The 17,586-nt window shown below is 65.2% G+C and carries 19 protein-coding genes; 11 read left to right on the top strand and 8 right to left on the bottom strand.

Features of this window, described 5'->3' with window-relative positions; genetic code table 11:
* The 4 genes from trpD to ACSQ23_RS14470 form a co-directional block, all read right to left on the bottom strand.
* The gene (gene trpD, locus ACSQ23_RS14485) at positions 1–1,020 is read right to left on the bottom strand and encodes an anthranilate phosphoribosyltransferase (RefSeq protein WP_055881468.1); all 1,020 of its coding nucleotides are present in this window, start codon (positions 1,018–1,020) and stop codon (positions 1–3) included.
* Complete coding sequence (locus tag ACSQ23_RS14480; RefSeq protein WP_055881465.1) at positions 1,017–1,613, bottom strand: anthranilate synthase component II; 597 nt, start codon at positions 1,611–1,613, stop codon at positions 1,017–1,019. The genes trpD and ACSQ23_RS14480 overlap by 4 nt, the downstream gene beginning before the upstream one ends.
* A gap of 98 nt (positions 1,614–1,711) precedes the next feature.
* Positions 1,712–3,223, bottom strand: coding sequence for an anthranilate synthase component I (trpE, locus tag ACSQ23_RS14475; RefSeq protein WP_055996532.1), 1,512 nt, complete (start codon positions 3,221–3,223; stop codon positions 1,712–1,714).
* Complete coding sequence (locus ACSQ23_RS14470; RefSeq protein ID WP_055996529.1) at positions 3,220–5,094, bottom strand: peptidylprolyl isomerase; 1,875 nt, start codon at positions 5,092–5,094, stop codon at positions 3,220–3,222. The genes trpE and ACSQ23_RS14470 overlap by 4 nt, the downstream gene beginning before the upstream one ends.
* Positions 5,095–5,227: 133 nt before the next feature.
* Here ACSQ23_RS14470 and tpiA point away from each other — a divergent pair, with 133 nt between their 5' ends.
* The 5 genes from tpiA (at position 5,228) to ACSQ23_RS14445 (ending at position 9,398) form a co-directional block, all read left to right on the top strand.
* Entirely contained in the window at positions 5,228–5,983 is a 756-nt protein-coding gene (gene tpiA, locus ACSQ23_RS14465) for a triose-phosphate isomerase (protein WP_082528220.1), read from the top strand.
* Between the two features lie 104 nt (positions 5,984–6,087).
* Positions 6,088–6,618, top strand: coding sequence for a preprotein translocase subunit SecG (secG, locus tag ACSQ23_RS14460; protein ID WP_055881457.1), 531 nt, complete (start codon positions 6,088–6,090; stop codon positions 6,616–6,618).
* Between the two features lie 125 nt (positions 6,619–6,743).
* Positions 6,744–8,372: a CTP synthase gene (locus tag ACSQ23_RS14455; RefSeq protein WP_055996526.1), complete on the top strand. Its 1,629-nt coding sequence runs from the start codon at positions 6,744–6,746 to the stop codon at positions 8,370–8,372.
* On the top strand, positions 8,372–8,869 hold the full coding sequence (locus ACSQ23_RS14450) for a GNAT family N-acetyltransferase (protein WP_200940424.1): 498 nt from the start codon (positions 8,372–8,374) through the stop codon (positions 8,867–8,869). Before ACSQ23_RS14455 ends, ACSQ23_RS14450 begins: the two co-directional genes overlap by 1 nt.
* Positions 8,870–8,894: 25 nt before the next feature.
* Entirely contained in the window at positions 8,895–9,398 is a 504-nt protein-coding gene (locus ACSQ23_RS14445) for a GNAT family N-acetyltransferase (protein ID WP_436091045.1), read from the top strand.
* Between the two features lie 40 nt (positions 9,399–9,438).
* Here ACSQ23_RS14445 and ACSQ23_RS14440 read toward each other — a convergent pair whose 3' ends face one another.
* The gene (locus ACSQ23_RS14440) at positions 9,439–10,158 is read right to left on the bottom strand and encodes a glutathione S-transferase family protein (protein WP_055881452.1); all 720 of its coding nucleotides are present in this window, start codon (positions 10,156–10,158) and stop codon (positions 9,439–9,441) included.
* A 68-nt stretch (positions 10,159–10,226) separates the two neighbouring features.
* Here ACSQ23_RS14440 and ACSQ23_RS14435 point away from each other — a divergent pair, with 68 nt between their 5' ends.
* The 4 genes from ACSQ23_RS14435 (at position 10,227) to ACSQ23_RS14420 (ending at position 12,320) form a co-directional block, all read left to right on the top strand.
* A complete protein-coding gene (locus ACSQ23_RS14435) occupies positions 10,227–10,838 on the top strand; it encodes a TetR/AcrR family transcriptional regulator (protein ID WP_436091044.1) in 612 nt (203 codons plus the stop codon).
* 21 nt (positions 10,839–10,859) lie between these two features.
* A complete protein-coding gene (locus tag ACSQ23_RS14430) occupies positions 10,860–11,051 on the top strand; it encodes a DUF4169 family protein (protein ID WP_436091043.1) in 192 nt (63 codons plus the stop codon).
* Between the two features lie 34 nt (positions 11,052–11,085).
* Complete coding sequence (locus ACSQ23_RS14425; protein ID WP_436091042.1) at positions 11,086–11,751, top strand: LuxR C-terminal-related transcriptional regulator; 666 nt, start codon at positions 11,086–11,088, stop codon at positions 11,749–11,751.
* Between the two features lie 89 nt (positions 11,752–11,840).
* Positions 11,841–12,320, top strand: a complete 480-nt coding sequence (locus tag ACSQ23_RS14420) for a glutathione peroxidase (protein WP_055881441.1) — start codon at positions 11,841–11,843, stop codon at positions 12,318–12,320.
* Between the two features lie 164 nt (positions 12,321–12,484).
* Here ACSQ23_RS14420 and ACSQ23_RS14415 read toward each other — a convergent pair whose 3' ends face one another.
* The 3 genes from ACSQ23_RS14415 to ACSQ23_RS14405 all read right to left on the bottom strand — a co-directional run bounded on the left by ACSQ23_RS14415 (position 12,485) and on the right by ACSQ23_RS14405 (position 14,547).
* Positions 12,485–12,643, bottom strand: a complete 159-nt coding sequence (locus tag ACSQ23_RS14415; protein ID WP_156384543.1) for a hypothetical protein — start codon at positions 12,641–12,643, stop codon at positions 12,485–12,487.
* A gap of 116 nt (positions 12,644–12,759) precedes the next feature.
* Entirely contained in the window at positions 12,760–13,299 is a 540-nt protein-coding gene (locus ACSQ23_RS14410) for an isopentenyl transferase family protein (protein WP_436091041.1), read from the bottom strand.
* A 69-nt stretch (positions 13,300–13,368) separates the two neighbouring features.
* The gene (locus tag ACSQ23_RS14405; RefSeq protein ID WP_055996514.1) at positions 13,369–14,547 is read right to left on the bottom strand and encodes a hypothetical protein; all 1,179 of its coding nucleotides are present in this window, start codon (positions 14,545–14,547) and stop codon (positions 13,369–13,371) included.
* Positions 14,548–14,758: 211 nt separating this feature from the next.
* Here ACSQ23_RS14405 and ACSQ23_RS14400 point away from each other — a divergent pair, with 211 nt between their 5' ends.
* The gene (locus ACSQ23_RS14400; RefSeq protein ID WP_248310552.1) at positions 14,759–16,240 is read left to right on the top strand and encodes a DegQ family serine endoprotease; all 1,482 of its coding nucleotides are present in this window, start codon (positions 14,759–14,761) and stop codon (positions 16,238–16,240) included.
* Positions 16,240–17,556, top strand: a complete 1,317-nt coding sequence (locus ACSQ23_RS14395) for a replication-associated recombination protein A (RefSeq protein WP_055881436.1) — start codon at positions 16,240–16,242, stop codon at positions 17,554–17,556. Before ACSQ23_RS14400 ends, ACSQ23_RS14395 begins: the two co-directional genes overlap by 1 nt.
* Positions 17,557–17,586: the final 30 nt, after the last annotated feature.

Raw genomic sequence — 17,586 nt, 5'->3', positions numbered from 1 at the left:
TCAGCTGTTCGATACGGAAATGAGTTTGTCGAGCGTCAATTTGGCGCGGCCGGAGTCAATCTCGCGGGCCGCAAGGTCGGCGCCGAGCTTCAGCGTGTCGGCGCGGCCGGCGACGATGAACGCGGCGGCGGCGTTGAGCAGCACGATATCGCGATAGGGGTCTTTCACCCCATCCAGCAGCCCGCGCAGCCGCGAGGCGTTGTAGGCCGGGTCAGCGCCCTTGAGGTCGGCCATGGTGGCGCGCGGCAGGCCGGCATCCTCCGGGGTGATCTCGAAACTGCGCAGGTCCCCGCCCTTAATCGAGGCGACGAAGCTCGGGCCGGTGGTCGAGAGCTCATCGATGCCATCGGCGCCATGCACGACCCAGGCCGAAATGGCGCGGTTGGCAAGCAGCGCCGCGGCGACCGGTTCGACCCATTTCTTGTCGTAGACACCCAGCATGTAGCGGCGGGCGCCGGCCGGGTTCGACTGCGGCCCCAGGAGGTTGAACATGGTGCGGGTGCCCATCTCCATGCGGGTGGGGCCGACATGCTTCATCGCTGGGTGATGCGCGGGCGCAAACATGAAGCCGATGCTGGCCTCGCGGATGCACTGGCTGATCTTGTCGGGCCCGATATCGGTTTTGATGCCAAGCGCCTGCAGCACATCGGAGGCGCCCGACCTGGAACTGAGCGCGCGGTTGCCGTGCTTGGCCACTGGAACGCCGGCGCCCGCCACGACGATCGACGTCGCGGTCGAAATGTTCAGCGTCTCCGCCCCGTCGCCACCGGTGCCGACGATATCGATGATGCTGTCCGGGGCGTCGACCGCCACCGGCACCATCTTGTCCCGAAGGATCGACACGGCCGCGGCGATCTCGCCGACCGTCTCGCCCTTCACCCGCATGCCCATCAGGAACGCGCCGATCTGGCTCGGCGTCGCTTCGCCATCCATGATCGTGGTCATCACGGCGCGCATTTCTTCGCCGGTCAGATCCTGGCGCGATGCGATCTTGTTGAGAGCTCCCTTGATATCCATCACGCGGCCTTCCTGAGGTTGAAGTCGCGGGCGAGGTTGAGGAAGTTCTGCAGGATCGCGTGCCCGTTTTCCGACGCGATGCTCTCGGGGTGGAACTGCACGCCGTGGCTCGGGTAGTTCCGGTGCTGCATGCCCATGATCAGCCCGTCATCGGTGGAGGCGGTCACCTCCAGCACATCCGGCAGGCTCTGCGGTCTGACGATCAGCGAGTGGTAACGCGTTGCCTCGAAGCCGGAATTCAGCCCGCGGAACAGGCCCTTGCCGCTGTGATTGATCTTGCTGGTCTTGCCGTGCATCAGCTGCGGCGCGCGGATCACCTCGCCGCCCATCGCCTGGCCGAGCGCCTGGTGCCCAAGGCACACTCCAAGGATCGGCGTTGTCGGCGCGAAGCGCTCGATCAGGCTGAGGCAGATGCCGGCCGTATCGGGGGTCGCCGGGCCCGGCGACAGTACAATGGCTTCCGGCGCGATCGCCGCGACCTGATCGAGGGTGATCTTGTCGTTGCGCCACACCTCGGACTCGCCGCCCAGTTCGCCCAGAAAGTGGACGAGGTTGTAGGTGAAGCTGTCGTAGTTATCGATGACGAGGAGGCGCATGTCTCAGGTTCCAGGCTCGGACGTTATGTAAAACACCGGGTCATTCCCGCGAAAGCGGAAATCACAGAATCAGAGCTGCCCCCGCCATCGTAGAGTGCTCATTGGCCAACCCGCGCTTCGCCGGCATAGCGGAGCGCCTCTTCTGCGGCGCTGAACAGGGCGCGCGCCTTGTTCTCGCATTCGAGCTGCTCGAGCTCGGCCTTGCTGTCGGCGACGATGCCGGCGCCCGACTGCACGTAGATCTTGCCCTTGGCGACGATCGCGGTGCGTAGCACGATGCAGGTATCCATCGTGCCGTCAGCGCCGAAATAGCCGACGCAGCCGCCATAGATGCCGCGGCGCGATTTCTCGAGTTCGTCGATGATCTCCATCGCCCGGACTTTTGGCGCGCCCGAGACCGTGCCGGCAGGGAAGCCGGCGGCCAGTGCATCGACAAAATCGTATTTCGGGTCGAGGTCGCCCACGACGTTCGAGACGATGTGCATGACGTGCGAGTAGTACTCGAGGAAGAACTTGTCGGTAACCTCGACGCTACCGATCTTGGCCACCCGGCCGACGTCGTTGCGGCCGAGGTCGAGCAGCATCAAGTGCTCGGCCAGTTCCTTGGGGTCGCTCAGCAGCTCGTCCGCCAGTTCCTTGTCGCGCGTCGGCGTGGCGCCACGTTTGCGGGTGCCGGCGATGGGGCGGATGTTGACCTTGCCGTCCTGCACCTTGACCAGGATTTCCGGGCTTGAGCCCGCGACGGCGAAATCGCCGAAATCCAGCATGTACATGTAGGGCGAGGGGTTGGTGCGGCGCAGCGCGCGATAGAGCGCGGTCGGCGGCAGCGTGAACTCGGCCTCGAAGCGCTGGCTCAGCACCACCTGGAAGATGTCGCCGGCCCGGATGTATTCCTTGGCGTCCTCGACCATGCGGGCATACTGCTCGACGCTGGTGTTGGACTTGACCGCGATGGCGTCGATATCGGGCGGGGTCGAGGTGTAGGGCAGGGTGCGCCCCATGCGGCCAACGGCATCATCGATGCGGCTCTGCGCACCTTCCCAGGCCTGCCGGGCGGTCACGCCCGGGCGGATGTAGACCGGCGCAGTGAGATAGAGTTCGTCCTTCAGCGTATCGAACACGGCGAGCACGGTGGGCCGCATCAGGATCGCTTCGGGGAAACCCAGCGGATCCTCGTGGCGGTCGGGCAGCACCTCCATCAGGCGCACCATGTCGTAGCCGAGATAGCCGTAGATGCCGGCCGCAGTCGAGGGAAGACCGGGCGGCACTTCGGCCTGGCTCTCCGCCACCAGGGCGCGCAGCACATCGAGCGGCGGCTCGCTGACCGGGGTGAAGGCGTCGGGCGTCAGGCCGGCATTGCGATTGATGCTCGCCTGACCCCGCTCGACCTTGAGGATGATGTCCGGATCGAAGCCGATCATCGAGTAGCGCCCGACAGTGGCGCCATCCTGCACGCTCTCGAGCAGGAAGGTGTTCTTCCGCCCCTCGGCGAGCTTCAGGTAGGCGCCGATCGGCGTTTCCAGATCGGCGACGACACGCCGGAACACGATCTGGGCGCGGCCGGCATCGTATCCGGCCGCGAAGGCGCCGTACTGGTCGTCAGCGGTCATTGCAGGGCGCCGGTATCGGTAAGTTGCTTCAGGACCTGCTCGTTGATCCTGAGGCCGGCTTCCGACTTCAACCCGGTCAGCAGATCGCTGTAGAGCGCATCACGGCTCGACTCTTCGACGAACTTCTTGATCTCGGCCGTCTGGTCGGAGGTGCCCTGGTTCACTTCGACCACCTGGAACACCACGTGGTCGCCGTCGCCGTTCACCGCCGAGCCGAAATGCGTCGGGCCGCCGTTGAAGATCTCATTGGCTACCGCCTGGTTCAGCACGGTCGTGCCGTCGCCAGCGCGCTTCAGCGGCTGGCTGAGGATCGGGAACTGGCCGATGCTGCTGGCAACGTCGGCAAATGCGGTGCCGGCCTTCACCTGCTCGAGCAGCTTGGCTGCTTCGGCGGTGACGGCTTCGTCGGTCTTGGCATTGGTCCAGGCAGTGATCACCGCGTCGCGGACCTCGTCGAGCGTCTGGTCTCGCGCGTCCTCGACCTGCTTGAGGTCGAACCAGAGGTTGCGGGTCGAGCTCAGCTGGATGGTCGGAGCGAGGTTGCCCTGCTCGGCCTTGAACACCGCGGTGGCGATGCGCTGCGCATCCTCAGGGCCGACATCGGGGCTGTTGGCGAGCTCCGCACCGGTTTCGGTCAGCGGGACGGTCACGGTGTGGAGGCCAAAGCGCTCGGCGATCTCCGGCAGCGGCTTGAACGCGGCGCGCAGTTCCTCGATCTGGTCGAGCACGTCGGTATATTCGTTGCGGGCCTGGGTGAGCGCCAACTGCTTGGCGATATCGGCCTTGGCGTCCTCGAGGCTGATGACGCCGCCCGGCTCGATCGCCGAAACGGTGACGGCGCGCTTCGAGCCGATGCCCTCGATGATGACGTAGTCGTTCAGCGCCAGCCCGAACGCCGCGTCGGCCAGGCTGCTATCGGTGATCTCGGTCTTGCTGAGGTTGCCCAGATCCTGCGCGCTCGCGCCGCTGGCGGCGAGCACGTCGGCGAACGGCGTAGCGGCGGCCTTGCCGTCGGTGAAGGCCTTCTCGAGCTCGGGCGTGTTGAGCACCACCTGCTTGACGGTGCGCCGCTCGATCTTCACGCGGCTCTGCTTGGTGCGCTCGTATTCGGCCGCGACGTCTTCATCTGAAATGGTCTTGGTAGCGGCGATCGCCTCGGGTGACAGCGCCAGCAGCTCGATCGTACGGGTCGCCTTGGTGCGGAAATTGGCCTGGTTGTCCTTGAGGTAGGTCGCCAGCTCTTCTTCCGTCGGTTCGGCAACCGGGGGCAGGGCCTGGGCGTTCAGGATGAAGTAGTCGACAGTCCGCGTGTCGCCCGAAAAGCGGCTCAACAGCTCGGTAGCGGTCGTAGGCGCCGGCGCACCGGAGAGCAGGCCGCTCACCAGTTGCTGGCGGCGCGCCGCCTTGGTCTGGAGGTCGAAATACTCAGCTTCGGTGAAACCATTCTGTTGCAGCACGCGCAGGAAATTGCTGCGATCGAACGCACCAAGCGCGCTCGAAAAGCTCGGGTCCTCGCGCAGCATCTTGCCGAGGCGGTCCTCGGAGACGCCGAGGCCGAGGTCCTCGCCGAGCTTGTTGACGGCGGCCTCACCAGCGAGCCGGTCGAGCACCGCGCCCGGTACGCCGAAGACATTGGCTTCCTCGACGGTCGGCACGCGCCCGATCTGCTGGGCGACAGCATTGATCTGGGTATTGTAGGCGCGCTGATAGTCGCGAACCGAAATATCCTGTCCGGCGACGGTGGCTACGGTGTTCGTGCCAAAGCCGGTGATGACGTTCGAAATACCGAACCCCGCCAGGCCGACAATCAGAAAGGCGCCGAGAATCTTGCCGAACCAGGTCTTGGTCAGGTGGCGAAAGCTATCGAGCATCGAGACAAATCCAACAACAGCCGCCTCCCCGGCGGGCGGCGGATACTAGACAGGGTCGAGTTTGTGCCGCAAGGCACATCGGGACGGGGGTTATGGGAAACTCCCACAATAGGCAAGTAGAAGGAGCGTCAAGGTGACGGCAGAGATAACGCCGCTGATCGCGGGCAACTGGAAGATGAACGGCACCACGGCCTCCCTGGGGGAGGTGCAGAAGCTTGCCGCGCTCCTCGCCAATGGCGGCGGCCCGCGGGGAACGGTGGTGATCTGTCCGCCTGCCACGCTGCTCGAGCGGCTCAACGAACTGGCGGCTCCCGCGGGCATCGTCACCGGTGGACAAGACTGCCATCCGGCCGCCAGCGGCGCCCATACCGGCGATATCAGCGCGCAGATGCTGGCCGATGCCGGGGCGCAGTTCGTGATCGTCGGCCATTCGGAACGCCGCACCAACCATGGTGAAACCGATGTGCTGGTGCAGCAGAAGGCGCTCGCGGCGCACGCCTCCGGGCTCGTGCCGATCATCTGCGTGGGCGAGATCGAGGCCGAGCGTGACGCCGGCAATGCCGTCGCCGTGGTTATCGGGCAACTCGAACGCTCGGTGCCGGATGACTGGTCGGGTCACGACATCGTCATCGCCTACGAGCCCGTGTGGGCCATCGGCACCGGCCGTACTCCCACTTCGAGCGACATCGCTGAGATGCATAATGCCATCCGCGACCAGCTGAAATCCCGCTTCGGCGAGCCCGGCGCGGCAGTGCGCATCCTCTATGGCGGCTCGATGAAGCCGTCCAACGCCAGCGAGATCCTGCGCATCGCCAACGTCAATGGCGGGCTGGTCGGGGGCGCAAGCCTCTTGGCAAACGACTTCCACGCCATTATCTCCGCCCTCTAGAAGACGCATCCGGCGCCGAGCGAAAGGCGGCGGATGGCGCTGGCATTTGTGTTGGCGCGCGTGTAGAAGGCGCGCCAAACCGATATCGAAAGCCTGAAGGTCCAATGGCCAACGTCCTGATCGTCGCCTACCTCCTGATCGTGCTCGCGCTGATTGCAGTGATCCTGCTGCAGCGGTCGGAGGGCGGCGGGCTTGGTATGGGTTCCTCGAATGCCAACGGGCTGATTTCGGTCCGTGGTTCGGCGAACCTTCTGACCCGCACCACGGCAATCCTCGCGGCCCTGTTCTTTGCCTCGGCCATCGGCCTGACGATTCTCTCCTCGGTTGATCGCGGTACGAGCTCCATCCTCGACCGCGCCGCCCAGGGTGGCGACGCGGCGCCGACGACCGTGCTCGACGCGCTGCAGCAGCTGCAGCAGCAGAGCGCCGGTGACTTGCCGGTTCCGACTGACACGACCACCGCGCCGGCGCCGGCCACGACGACCACTCCGTCGACCACCACCGAAGCTCCGGCGACCACCACCGAAGCTCCGGCGACCGGTTCCGACCTGCCGGTGCCCACCGAAACGGCGCCCGCTACCGAAGCTCCGGCGGCGCCGGCGACGACAGAACAACCAGCGGCGCCCGCCAACTGAGGCCGCCGCGACAGCGAACCGGGGAAGGGGATGGCAACATCCCCTTCTTCTTTTTGTGTGGGGTGCCGTTCGTGATCGGCGGCGCTCTTGAGAATCAGAACTTCGACCGAATAGGATAAAGGCCCATGGCTCGGTACGTTTTCATCACCGGTGGCGTGGTTTCCTCATTGGGCAAAGGCCTTGCGTCCGCCGCTCTCGGAGCGGTGCTGCAGGCTCGTGGCTACAAGGTCCGCCTCCGCAAGCTCGACCCCTACCTCAATGTCGATCCGGGCACGATGTCGCCCACCCAGCACGGCGAGGTGTTCGTCACCGACGACGGCGCGGAAACCGACCTCGATCTCGGTCATTACGAGCGCTTCACCGGTCGGCACGCCAACAAGCGCGACAACATCACCACCGGCCGGATCTATTCCGACATCATCGCCAAGGAGCGCCGCGGCGATTACCTCGGCGCCACCGTGCAGGTGATCCCGCACGTCACCGACGCCATCAAGGACTTCATCCGCGAGGGCAACGAGGATTTCGACTTCGTGCTCGTCGAGGTCGGCGGCACCGTCGGCGATATCGAAGGCCTGCCGTTCTTCGAGGCGATCCGCCAGTTCGGCAACGACCTGCCGCGCGGCCACGCCATCTATGTCCACCTGACGCTGATGCCGTTCATTCCGTCGGCCGGCGAGCTGAAGACCAAGCCGACCCAGCATTCGGTGGCGACGCTGCGCTCCATCGGCATCGCGCCGGACATTCTGCTGATCCGCTGCGATCGTCCGATCCCGCATTCCGAGCGCAAGAAGCTGGCGCTGTTCTGCAACGTGCGCGAGAGCGCGGTGATCCAGGGCCTCGACGTCGCTTCGATCTACGACGTGCCGCTCGCCTACCACAAGGAAGGCCTCGACCGCGAAGTGCTCGCTGCTTTCGGCATCGAGGACGCACCGGCGCCGGACCTCAAGGCCTGGGAGGATGTGTCCTCCCGCCTCCACAACCCGGAGGGCGAGGTCAACATCGCCATCGTCGGCAAATATACCGGCCTCAAGGACGCGTACAAATCGCTCAGCGAAGCCCTGGTGCATGGCGGCATCGCCAACCGGGTGAAGGTCAACCTCAACTGGATCGACTCCGAGATCTTCGAGCACGAGGATCCGGCGCCCTATCTCGAACATATCCACGGCATCCTGGTGCCGGGCGGCTTCGGCGAGCGTGGCTCGGCAGGGAAGATTCAGGCGGCCCGCTTCGCGCGGCTGAAGGACGTGCCGTATTTCGGCATCTGCTTCGGCATGCAGATGGCCTGCATCGAGGCGGCGCGGAACACCGCCGGCATCAAGAACGCCAATTCCACCGAGTTCGGCCCGACCAAGGAACCGATCGTCGGCATCATGACCGAGTGGACCAAGGGTAACGAGCAGGTTACGCGCAGTTCCGAAACCGATCTCGGCGGCACCATGCGTCTCGGCTCCTACCCGGCGCAGCTCGCCAAAGGGTCTCGCGTCGCCGACATCTACGGCTCGACCCGCATCACCGAGCGGCACCGTCACCGCTACGAAGTGAACATGAACTACCGCAAGGTACTCGAGGCGAATGGCCTGCTGTTCTCCGGCGTCTCGCCTGACGGCAAGCTGCCCGAGATCGTCGAACGCACCGACCACCCGTGGTTCATCGGCGTGCAGTTCCACCCGGAGCTGAAGTCGAAGCCGTTCGAGCCGCACCCGCTCTTTGCCAGCTTCATCGAAGCGGCGAAGGAACAGAGCCGGCTGGTCTGATGGAAATCCGTACGGCGCGGCTGCTGCTGCGCCGCCCACGTGCTGACGACCTGGACGCGTTCTTTGCGATCATGTCGGACGCGCGAGGGATGCGCTACTGGTCGACGCTGCCGCACGCCGATCGTGAGGTGACCCGCGCCTGGCTCGACCAGAAGATCGAGCGCACGGCAGCGGGTGGCGAGGATTTCGCGATCGAGTTCGAGGGCCGGTTGGTCGGCGATGTCGGCGCGGGCCGCCTGCCGGATTTCGGTTTCATGATCCACCCCGGCTATTGGGGGCGGGGGATTGCTTCCGAGGCGGCGGCGGCTTTCATCGACTACGCCTTCTCGCGCCAGCTCACCGACCAGTTGCTGGCCGATGTCGACCCGCGAAACCTCGCATCGCTGCGGGTGCTGGAGAAGCTCGGTTTTGCCAGGACCGGCGAAGCGAAGAATACGTTCCTGCTCGGCGACGAATGGTGCGACAGCATCTATCTCGCGCTGCCCGGCCCGCGATAGGCTCCAGGGATTTCAGGAGTTCCAGTTGTCCGAGCTTCGAACGGCGCGCCTGGTGCTGCGCCGCGCCATTCCTGCCGACATCCTGGCGATGCACGCCATCCTCAGCTCGCCTGAGGCCATGCGCTATTGGGCGACGCTGCCGCACGTATCGATGGCAGAGACAGAAACGTGGTTCGAGGCGCAGTTCTTCAGCGGTGACCCGGCGCGCGACGAATGGGTCATCGTTCAGGATGGGCAGGTGATCGGCAATATCGGCATCTGGAAGATGCCGGAGATGGGCTTCATCCTGCATCCCGGCGCATGGGGCAAAGGCCTCGCGACGGAAGCGGCCTCGGCGTTTCTCACCTATGCCTTCGCGACCTATCCGATCGAGGCGGTGACTGCCGACGTCGACCCGCGCAATGCGGCCTCGCTGAAGCTGCTGCAGTGCCTCGGCTTTGCTGTCACCGGCGCCGCCGAGAACACGTTCCTCGTCGGCGATGAGTGGTGCCACAGCGTCTATCTGGCGCTGCCGCGCCCCACCGCGTAGGGCGCGTCCAGGAAACACTGCAGTGTTTCAAAGCGTGAGCCTAGGCGGCAACACGCTGCTCGGCCTTGGCCTCCGCTACCCGCTGCAGGTAACCCATCAGCTTCGAGCGGCTCTTGATGCTGTCGGCAACTGGGGTTCGCATTGGCCAGGCAGCCATCGGACCCAGCAGTCCGTAGGCCGTCACATCCGCCATCGAAGGACGGCTGCCCACGAGGAACGGCTTGTCGCCGAGGATCGCCTCGATGGCGTCAAGGTCCGACTTGCCTTTTGCGGCAATCGTCTCGGCGCTGTGTCGCGCCATCCCGCGAGCGCCCAACTGGTTTCGGAAGTGGCGGCAGATCATGGTGGCGACGGGGCCGGCCATGATACCCGGCACCATTCGGGCCGCCATGGCGCGCACCGCTTCGATGCCCGCAGGGTGAACAAACAGCTCCCATTCGAACACCATGTGGAAGTGCTCCTCGAGCATGCGCCGCAGCGTGTGCGACAGCGCCCGCTGCTCGTCGGCGAGGTCGCGGTCGATATCGAAGCCGCTGCGCCGTGCCAACAGTTCGATGATCACCTCGCTGTCGCCGATCCGCTCGCCGTCCAGTTCGATCCATGGGCTCTTGCCCTTCGGCCCTTTGGACGGAACGTCCTCGAACTCCTGGTCATAGGGGATGCCGGCGAGATCCAGCCACTTGAGCAGCTTGAGCGCAAACGGGCCCGAGGTCGGCAGTCCCCAATCGGGCGAGAAGGTAGACACGGTGAGTTTCGACATCGCGACACCACTTGCTTACCATTGGTAAGTTACCATACTTACCGTTGGTAAGTTGTCAATGGATCGAGATGGCAGGGCGCAGTCGGGTCACCCGAGAGTCGATCGTCGAGCATGCCCGGCGGATCGTCGCCGAGCATGGCACCGCGGCATTGACCTTCCAGGCGCTGGCCGGAGCGCTGGGGGTATCCAAGCAGGCCATCATCTACTGGTATCCCAACAAGTGGGAACTGATCCGCGACTTCTCGCTTCCCGAACTCAAGGCCGAAGCCGATGTGCTGATCGCGGCGGTCAAACCGACAGCATCAGGCGCTGCAGCGGTCGAACGCTTCATTCGCGCGCTGGTGGCGCATCACCTCGCCGACCTCGGCCGTTTCCGTATGCTCTATCTCGCGCCGCAATTCGACGAGCGGGCGGCCGTACCTGGGACAGGCGAACTGCTCGCGCCGATTCACGCGGCGACCTCGTCGATGTACAGCGCCCTGGCGGACAAGCTCAGCCCTGAATTCACGGGAGGCGAGGACGCACGCCGCCTGGCCGTCGCTGCCCACATGGCCGGGATCGGCTTCATTACCATGGTGGCGCTGGCGGACGCGATGGACGATCCGATGGCACATCGGGTCGATGCGATGCTGGATGCGCTGGTGGCGCTGTTGACCCGGGCGCCGGCCGCTGCACAATAGCGGCGAACCGGAGTTTCAGTCGTGGCCGAAATCCTCTCTCTCTCGAAAGCCCGCAAGGCCAAGGCGCGCGTTGCCAAGGAGCAGGTTGCGACGGAGAACCGGATCAAGTTTGGGCGCACCAAGGCGGAGCGGCAGCTTGAGAAGGCGCAGGAATCACTCGAGACGCGGCGGATAGACGCGCATCTGCGCGACCCCGATGGCAGCGAGGGGTAGGGAAATTCGCCCCGCGTTGCGCTAGCCTCCTCTGATGAGCGTAACGAGGTCGCGTGGCCGCCCGCCCTATGCCGATAGCCTGACCCCCGCCGAATGGCGGGTGGCCGATGCCATCCGGCATGGCGGCACCGACCGCACCATCTCGAAGCGCCTCGGCATCAGCAGCGACGCGGTGAAGTTCCACGTCGGCAATATCCTGGGCAAGCTCGGCTTCGCCGATCGCCGCGCCCTCCGGCAATGGGCCGGGGTGCCGCAGGCCAGCGCGCTTGGGCGGCACAGGCAAAGGGGAGACGACATGGCATCGGCTACTGAAGTTCTGGAGCGCAACGACGTCCAGTGGGGGACTATCGGGCAGCTGTCTCGCTCGGTTCACGACATTGCGGCGGCCGAGGCCTGGTATCGCGATGTGCTGCGGCTGCCGCACCTTTACACCTTCGGCAACCTCGCCTTCTTCGATTGCGGCGGCACCCGGCTGATGCTGAGCACCGGCGAGAAAGCCGAGGCCGACGGCTACGTCATCTATTTCCGCGTCCCCGACATTCACGCCGCGCACCGGGAGTTGCAGCAACGGGGCGCGGTGTTCCAGTCGGCGCCGCATATGATTCACCGGCATGCCGACGGCACCGAGGAATGGATGGCGTTCTTCGGCGACAACGAGGGTCGGCCGCTCGGCATCATGTGCCAGGTCCCGCCGGCTTGACGGTTACAGGCCTGTTCCTTGAAAAGCCTCGCGGCATGATGCAGGTATCGGGTTAGGGCAGGGATGTTGCCCTGACCGGAGCTATTGCCTTGACCACACTTTATGACTTTTCCGCCCCGTTGCTCGGTGGGGCCGAGCAGCAGCTGTCAGCCTATCGCGACAAGGTCGTGCTGGTGGTCAACGTCGCCAGCAAATGCGGTTTCACTCCGCAATATACCGGGCTCGAGAAGCTGTACGAAACCTACAAGGACCGTGGCCTCGTCGTCCTCGGCTTCCCCTGCAACCAGTTCGGCGAGCAGGAGCCGGGCACTGAGGCGGAGATCGCGGCGTTCTGCGACCTCAACTACAACGTCACCTTTCCGATCTTCGGCAAGGTGATGGTCAATGGCCGCGGCGCGCTGCCGCTCTACCAGTGGCTGCGCCGCAAGGCGCCGGGCCTGCTCGGTGTGCAGCTGATCCCGTGGAACTTCACCAAGTTCCTCGTCGATCGCAGCGGCAAGAACGTCCAGCGCTTCGCCTCGGCGACGGAGCCGGCTGACATCGCGCCCGCTATCGAGAAGTTGCTCTAGTCGGAGCCGTCCACTCCAGGCTCAGTTTGCGCCGCGTTTGTCTCGGTGTGCGAGGATGCTTGTGAGCCCGCCTCTGGGGCGGCGCCACGCCGGAACAGCATGACGCCCCAAGCGGCAAGCGCCGAGGCGGCGCAGATTGCGATGATAAGACCGAGGGACATCGCTCACCCCTTGTGATGGATGCGCCGTCGCTCGGCCCGTGTTTCGTGCCGTTCCTCGTGCAGCGCCTTGCGGTCGACGACCCGTCCCCGCCAGAACAGCACCGCGCCCCAGGCCACAAAACCTAAGAGCACCACCAGAGCCAAGACCACCCCACCCGGCATCTCGCCACCTCGTTTGGGTTGCTGAGGAGGACGATATGCCTGTTACGGCGGGGTGAACAGGGGTTCGCGCGGGCCCTATCGCTCAGTCGCGATGGTACCGATGGGGCGGTGCCGAGCTATTTTCGTTTCAGATCCCACGATGCATAGAGCCGGTTCAGCTCCTCCGGGGTCCCGGTGAAGACATGCGGCAGGCCGGATGCCAGCGCCAGCTGTCGATACTTGCCGGCCGCGTTCCGCGACTTCCACAGCCAGCGGAGCATCAGCCAGTTCAGCGAGTCCTGTTCCCCCTCCAGGGCGCCGGCTCGCGACTTCTGAAACAGGGTGCGGTAGAAATAGCGGCGATAGCGCGTGGCGAGGCCCGCATCGATAACCAGAATGGCCGTGGCCCGTCGAACCCGCTGTGGCGCCAGTCGCGAATAACCGCCGTCGATGACCCAACTTGGCTCAAGGATGACCTGGTCGTGCAGGGCGGCGAACTCCTCCTCGGGCCGCACCTGCCAGTTGGTATTGGGCAGGTGCTGCAGGCGGTCGAGGTGGATGGCAGGAATATCGAGCTTCTGTGCCACGGCGACGGCCAAGGTCGATTTGCCCGAGTTGGTGGGGCCCAGGATCATGATCCTGCGACCGAGACTGGCAAGTGGAGGCAGGTCCTGCACGTCGTTCCTCCAGAGACAGAAATGCCGCCCCAGCACTGGGCTGGAGCGGCATAGCAGTTTGAATGAGACTCACTCGGCCGGCTGCATGTCCTTGCCGGTGTAGACTTCGTCCACCCAGTACTGGTCGCGGCGCCAGAAGCCGTTGAACGGGGTCAGCGAGGCCTGGGTGTAGGCGCCCATCAGGCCGAACTCGATCCAGTCGTCTTCATCGACGTCGGACGGCAGGGTGAAGATCTGCGGCAGCACGTCATAGCTGTCGCAGGTCGGGCCCCAGACGGTGAAATCGGAGAACTCGCCGTCATTGTCGTGCAGGCGCGGACCACGCCACACCCGGGTCGGCGGGGTGAAGTGCATGAACTTCACTTCCATCAGCGAGCCGTAAGCGCCGTCGTTGAGGTAGACCGACTGTCCGCCGCGCTGGTGTTTTACACGCAGCAACAGTGAAGTGGAGGACGTCACCAGCGCACGGCCCGGCTCGATGATCAGCTCGGGCTTGGAGCTGGCGAAGTTGTCCTTCACCGCCTGCGAGATGGTCTCGAAATAATAGTCCATCGGCGGCGCTTCGGAGGTCGGGTAGGGGGCAGGATAGCCGCCGCCAATGTTCAGGCGCTTGAGCTCGATGCCCGACTCTTCAGCAATTTTGGCGGCTGCCGCGATGTGACGCTCGTAGGCATAAACGTCCTCGCACTGCGAGCCGACGTGGAAGCAGAGCGACGGCGTGTAGCCCATCTGGTCGACGAGCCGGACGATCTCGGCGGCGCCGTCCTGCATCACGCCGAACTTGATGCCGAAATCGTAGGATTTCAGCGCCTTGCCGGCCTTGAAGCGGGTGGTCACCTCGATGTCGCGCGACGGCGACACCACCGCCGCCAGCTGGTCGAGCTGCTGCGGGTGATCGATGGTGAACGAGCGAACCCCGAACTCCTCATAGGCGCGCTCGATCTCGCGCTTGTTCTTGATCGGGTTGTTGTAGTGCATCGCCGCGCCCGGGGCGTTATCACGCACCAGCTCCATCTCCATGTTGGAGGCGACGTCGAAGGCCTTCAGGCCCTCTTCGTGCAGCTGGCGGATAATGTGCGGCGACGGGTTGCACTTGACCGCATAGGTCAGGAGGCCGTCGAACCCCTTCTTGAACACCTTGGTCGCCCGGTGCAGTTCTTTCTTGGAGAACAGGAAGCTCGGAAAATCCGGCTCCTCGCTGGCGATAAGCTGCGACGTGTTGGTGTAGACCGTGGTCGGCTCAGTCATTGGGCGGCTAACCTTTCAGGGGTCTTGTACGAGAAGGTCCTCGGGGCAGAAAAGTGAGCGCTGCATATAGGGTCGATTGACCTACTGGGCAACGTCATATTTCGGGGATTACCAATCGGTAAGCCCAGCACCTAAAAGGCGCCAGATTCGCGGCGTTTGTCGGGCCATCGCGCCCACGGTTCGCGGCGCACTATCGCCCGAGGATATGACGATGTCGAAACAGGGTTTGGTCTTGGTGCTCGGAGGCGTTGCGGCGGGCGCCGCGCTGGTGTTCGGCTACGCCGAGCTTTCGAGTCGCACCGCCGAGCCGCCGGCCATGGTCAGCGCCGTGCAAGCCACCGAACCGGCCGCGGCCGAAACGCGCGCCGTTCCTGCCACCCGCACCGAGCTGCAGCTCAGCTTCGCGCCGGTGGTGAAGTCGGTCACCCCCTCGGTAGTCAATGTCTACGCCACGACGATCAGCCAGCGCGCCACCTCACCGTTCCTCGATGATCCGTTCTTCCAGCGCTTCTTCGGCGGCGATGGGCCGTTCATGGACAGCCGGCCGCAGAAATCGCAGTCGCTCGGCTCCGGTGTGATCGTCGATGGCGCCGGCGTCATCCTCACCAACCACCACGTCATCGAAGGCGCGACCGACATCCGCGTTTCGACCAATGACGGACACGAGTACCCGGTCGACCTGGTGCTCGACGATCCCAAGACCGATCTTGCCGTGCTGAAGGTCAAGGACGCCAAGGGCGCGACCTTCCCGGCGCTGGCCTTTGCCGATTCCGACCAGCTCGAGGTCGGCGACCTGGTGCTCGCCATCGGCAATCCGTTCGGTGTCGGCCAGACCGTCACTTCCGGCATCGTCTCGGCGCTGGCGCGCACCGGCGTCGAGAGCTCGAACTACGAGTTCTTCATCCAGACCGACGCGGCGATCAACCCGGGCAATTCCGGCGGCGCGCTGGTCGATCTGCAGGGCCGGCTGGTCGGGGTCAATACCGCGATCGTGTCGCGCTCCGGCGGCTCGGTCGGCATCGGCTTCGCCATCCCGGCCAATATGGCCAAGCTCGTTGCCGAGACCGGCATTGCCGGTGGGGCGCTGGTGCGTCCGTGGTTCGGCGCCCGCATGCAGCCGGTGACCGCCGATCTCGCCGACAGCCTCGGGCTTGGCCAGGCACGCGGCGCGCTGATCAGCGAGATCGCCCCGGGTGGTCCGGCCGAGAAGGCCGGCTTTGCCGATGGCGACGTGATCCTGGCGGTCGACGGGTTCAACATCGAGCAGCCCAGCGCGTTCGATTTCCGCCTTGCCACCAAGCCGGTCGGCGCCACGGCGGACCTGCAATATTTCCGCGCCGGCAAGACCGAGGACAAGATCATCACCCTCGAAGCGCCTCCGGGCACCGCCAAGCCTGTCACCGTTTCGGGCAACACGCGCTTCGCCGGCACCACCGTCGAAACCGTGACGCCCGCCGTGGCGCAGGAGCTGGGGCTGCCCTACGACACCCATGCAGTGGTGGTGCGCGGCATCGAGTCCGGCTCGCCCGCCGACGATATGGGTTTGCGTGCCGGCGACCTGATCATCAGTCTCAACGGCAATGCGACCGATGATGCCGAGCGTTTCGGCAAGCTCGCCAATGACCGTCCGCAGAGCTGGCGGGTTGTGCTACAGCGGGGCGGCCGGATCGTCCGGGCCGAGGTGAGTGGTTGATGCTTTCGCTGTTCGATGATGCCGCGCCGCGTCCGCTCGCCGAGGCCCTGAGGCCGCAGCGGCTCGCCGACGTCATCGGGCAGGATCACCTCCTGGGACCCAACGGCCCGATCGGCCGCATGGTCGCAGCCGGCCGGGTCTCGTCGTTCATCCTGTGGGGCCCGCCGGGCGTCGGCAAGACCACCATTGCCCGGCTGGTGGCAAAGGAAGTCGGGCTCGATTTCGTACAGCTGAGCGCGGTGCTGTCCGGCGTCGCCGACCTCCGCAAGGTGATCGCCGACGCCAAGGCGCTGCGTTTGGGGGCAGGGCGGCAGACGGTGATGTTCGTCGATGAACTCCACCGCTTCAACCGCACCACGCAGGATGCGCTGCTGCCGCATGTCGAGGACGGCACCGTCATCCTGATCGGCGCCACCACGGAGAATCCGAGCTTCTCGATGGTCGCGGCGCTGCTGTCGCGCGCCAAGGTCTATACCCTCCGCCGCTTCGAGAAGCCCGACCTCGCCATCCTTGCTGAGCGGGCTGAGGCGCATGTGGGCAGGAAGCTGCCGATCAGCGCCGAAGCGCGCGATGCGCTGCTCGAGATGGCAGATGGCGATGGCCGCTATCTCATCGGCCTCGCCGAGGAACTGTTCGCGCTGCCGGAGGATGCGATGCTCGATGTCGCCGCCCTCGCCGAGACGGTGCAGAAGCGGGCGCCGGTCTACGACAAGGGGCAGGAGGAGCATTACAACCTGCTCAGCTGCTTCCATAAAAGCCTGCGCGGCTCCGACGTGCAGGCGGCGATGTACTGGGCGCAGCGCATGCTGGTGGGTGGCGAGCACCCCGACACCATCTTCCGGCGCCTCGCCTGCGCCGCCTCCGAGGATGTCGGCATGGCCGATCCACAGGCCATGGTGCAGGTGATCACTGCCTGGAACGCCTTCGAACGCACCGGTTTCCCCGAGGGCGAGCTGTTCATGGCGCAGGCGATCGCCTATGTCGCCACGGCTCCGAAATCCAACGCCGCCATGCTTGGCTTCGCCAATGCCAAGGCGCTGGCCCAGCAGACCGGCTCGCTGCCGCCGCCCAAGCACATCCTCAACGCCCCAACCAAGCTGATGAAAGAGCTCGGCTACAACAAGGGCTACCGCTACGACCACGATTATCCGGATGCGTTCTCGGGCCAGGAGTTCTTCCCGGACGAGTTGGCCGGCGATCGCCGCCCCGAGTTCTACCAGCCGAACGAGCGCGGCTTCGAGCGCGAGGTGATCAAGCGGCTCGACTTCTGGTCCGGCCGCCGCGAACAGCGCCGCGAGGAAGAGGGCGGGGAGTAGAGCAGTTTCGGCTCCCCTGCCCCTTGAGGG

The sequence above is a fragment of the Devosia sp. LjRoot16 genome (assembly GCF_964252795.1).
GTDB lineage: Bacteria > Pseudomonadota > Alphaproteobacteria > Rhizobiales > Devosiaceae > Devosia_A.
Note: the sequence above shows the minus strand (reverse complement) of the source record. Positions and strands in the feature narration are given on the sequence as shown.

Excerpts from the sequence above, each read along its gene's own strand:
- ACSQ23_RS14480 (WP_055881465.1), bottom strand. The coding sequence starts at position 1,613 with ATGCGCCTCCTCGTCATCGATAACTACGACAGCTTCACCTACAACCTC.
- trpE (WP_055996532.1), bottom strand. The coding sequence starts at position 3,223 with ATGACCGCTGACGACCAGTACGGCGCCTTCGCGGCCGGATACGATGCC.
- ACSQ23_RS14470 (WP_055996529.1), bottom strand. The coding sequence starts at position 5,094 with ATGCTCGATAGCTTTCGCCACCTGACCAAGACCTGGTTCGGCAAGATT.
- secG (WP_055881457.1), top strand. The coding sequence starts at position 6,088 with ATGGCCAACGTCCTGATCGTCGCCTACCTCCTGATCGTGCTCGCGCTG.
- ACSQ23_RS14455 (WP_055996526.1), top strand. The coding sequence starts at position 6,744 with ATGGCTCGGTACGTTTTCATCACCGGTGGCGTGGTTTCCTCATTGGGC.
- ACSQ23_RS14450 (WP_200940424.1), top strand. The coding sequence starts at position 8,372 with ATGGAAATCCGTACGGCGCGGCTGCTGCTGCGCCGCCCACGTGCTGAC.
- ACSQ23_RS14440 (WP_055881452.1), bottom strand. The coding sequence starts at position 10,158 with ATGTCGAAACTCACCGTGTCTACCTTCTCGCCCGATTGGGGACTGCCG.
- ACSQ23_RS14435 (WP_436091044.1), top strand. The coding sequence starts at position 10,227 with ATGGCAGGGCGCAGTCGGGTCACCCGAGAGTCGATCGTCGAGCATGCC.
- ACSQ23_RS14425 (WP_436091042.1), top strand. The coding sequence starts at position 11,086 with ATGAGCGTAACGAGGTCGCGTGGCCGCCCGCCCTATGCCGATAGCCTG.
- ACSQ23_RS14415 (WP_156384543.1), bottom strand. The coding sequence starts at position 12,643 with ATGCCGGGTGGGGTGGTCTTGGCTCTGGTGGTGCTCTTAGGTTTTGTG.
- ACSQ23_RS14405 (WP_055996514.1), bottom strand. The coding sequence starts at position 14,547 with ATGACTGAGCCGACCACGGTCTACACCAACACGTCGCAGCTTATCGCC.
- ACSQ23_RS14400 (WP_248310552.1), top strand. The coding sequence starts at position 14,759 with ATGTCGAAACAGGGTTTGGTCTTGGTGCTCGGAGGCGTTGCGGCGGGC.
- ACSQ23_RS14395 (WP_055881436.1), top strand. The coding sequence starts at position 16,240 with ATGCTTTCGCTGTTCGATGATGCCGCGCCGCGTCCGCTCGCCGAGGCC.